This is a genomic window from Corynebacterium sp. HMSC08F01 (assembly GCF_001807545.1).
GTDB lineage: Bacteria > Actinomycetota > Actinomycetes > Mycobacteriales > Mycobacteriaceae > Corynebacterium > Corynebacterium coyleae.
In genome coordinates this window covers 1-1,308 of record NZ_KV789272.1, presented here as the reverse complement: position 1 = coordinate 1,308, position 1,308 = coordinate 1, and the positions used below count along the sequence as shown (strand labels likewise).

Below are 1,308 nucleotides of genomic sequence, written 5' to 3'. Positions count from 1 at the left end.
TGAAGTGTCCCAGGTTTTGTTCCGTTTGAGTAGATGGGAAAATCTGGAATATGCCAAGAAAATTTGACCAGGATGCCAAGGACCGCGTGGTCCGTCTCGTGGAAGATCGCATCTTGGCGGAAAATATGTCGATGCAAGCCGCATGCCAGGCAGTAGCCCCAAAGCTGGGGGTTTCATGGCACACGGCTCGCCAATGGACCCAGCAGGCCCGCCGTGCGGGAAACATCCCAGAACCTGTGCCTGAAGACTTGGCCGCCGAAAACGCGAGGCTACGCCGTGAAAATCAAGAGCTACGCGACACTAACGAGCTGCTGAAGGCTGCCTCGGCTTTTTTCGCGTCGGAACTCGACCCAAAACGTCGGAAATGATCCGGTTCATCGATAAATACCGGAATCGTTTCTCTGTCGAGTTCATTTGTAAGACGTTGAAGAATAACCGGGCTGGTGGGTTTATCACCTCGCGTGGTTATAGCCAGTCCAAGGCCCGTGGATTAAGTGCTCGTCGCCTTCGCGATGCTGTGCTGATCGACCGAATTAGAACTGTTCATCGGGATAATTACGGCGTCTACGGCGTGCGGAAAATGTGGCATGCTCTCCGCCGTGGCGGAATTGATATCGGGCGTGAACAAACCGCCCGGCTGATGCGCTTGGCCGGTGTTTCTGGCAAAGGCAAAGGCGGATCACCTATCACAACCCGAAAAGCTAACGTGCCTGATCTGCGCCCGGACTTAGTCGAGCGTGAATTCAAAGCTTAAGGGCCCGAATAAACTGTGGGTGGCCGACATTACGTATGTGCGCACGAAGAAAGGCTTTGTGTACGCCGCGTTTGTCACCGACGTTTACTCTCGACGGATCGTTGGGTGGGCGTTATCAGATTCCATGCGCACCGAAGCACTGCCGTTGCAAGCTCTTAACCAGGCGATCGTGTGTGCTGAGGAAACAACAGGTCTCATTCACCATTCGGATCACGGATCGCAGTACGTCAGCGTGGTCTACAACGAGCGACTTACCCAACACGGCATTACAGCTTCCACCGGAACTGTCGGTGACTCCTACGACAATGCTCTTGCTGAAAACGTCAACGGATCCTACAAGAACGAGCTGATCCATACCCGCAGGTGGAATGACGTTGTCGAGGTAGAAATCGCGACGTTCGAGTGGGTGTCATGGTGGAACGAGACAAGGCTTCACCAAAGCTTGGGATACCGAACCCCGGTCGAGGTCGAAACCGAATTTTGGAAGCAGAACCCACCACAGGAAATAATAGAAATCAAGGCAAACGCCTAGGAACAAAACCCGGGGCACTTCA

2 protein-coding genes and 1 pseudogene are annotated in these 1,308 nt (G+C 53.7%); all 3 read left to right on the top strand.

Features of this window, described 5'->3' with window-relative positions; all coding sequences use genetic code 11:
* Window positions 1-25 precede the first annotated feature (25 nt).
* The 3 genes and pseudogenes from HMPREF3171_RS12455 to HMPREF3171_RS12445 all read left to right on the top strand — a co-directional run bounded on the left by HMPREF3171_RS12455 (window position 26) and on the right by HMPREF3171_RS12445 (window position 1,286).
* A pseudogene (locus HMPREF3171_RS12455) lies at window positions 26-368 on the top strand (transposase).
* Window positions 365-754 carry an IS3 family transposase gene (locus HMPREF3171_RS12450; RefSeq protein WP_083291888.1) on the top strand — a complete coding sequence of 130 codons (390 nt, stop codon included), beginning with the start codon at window positions 365-367 and terminating at the stop codon, window positions 752-754. Before HMPREF3171_RS12455 ends, HMPREF3171_RS12450 begins: the two are co-directional and overlap by 4 nt.
* Window positions 738-1,286, top strand: coding sequence for an IS3 family transposase (locus HMPREF3171_RS12445; protein ID WP_083291887.1), 549 nt, complete (start codon window positions 738-740; stop codon window positions 1,284-1,286). Before HMPREF3171_RS12450 ends, HMPREF3171_RS12445 begins: the two co-directional genes overlap by 17 nt.
* The last annotated feature ends 22 nt before the right edge of the window (window positions 1,287-1,308 follow it).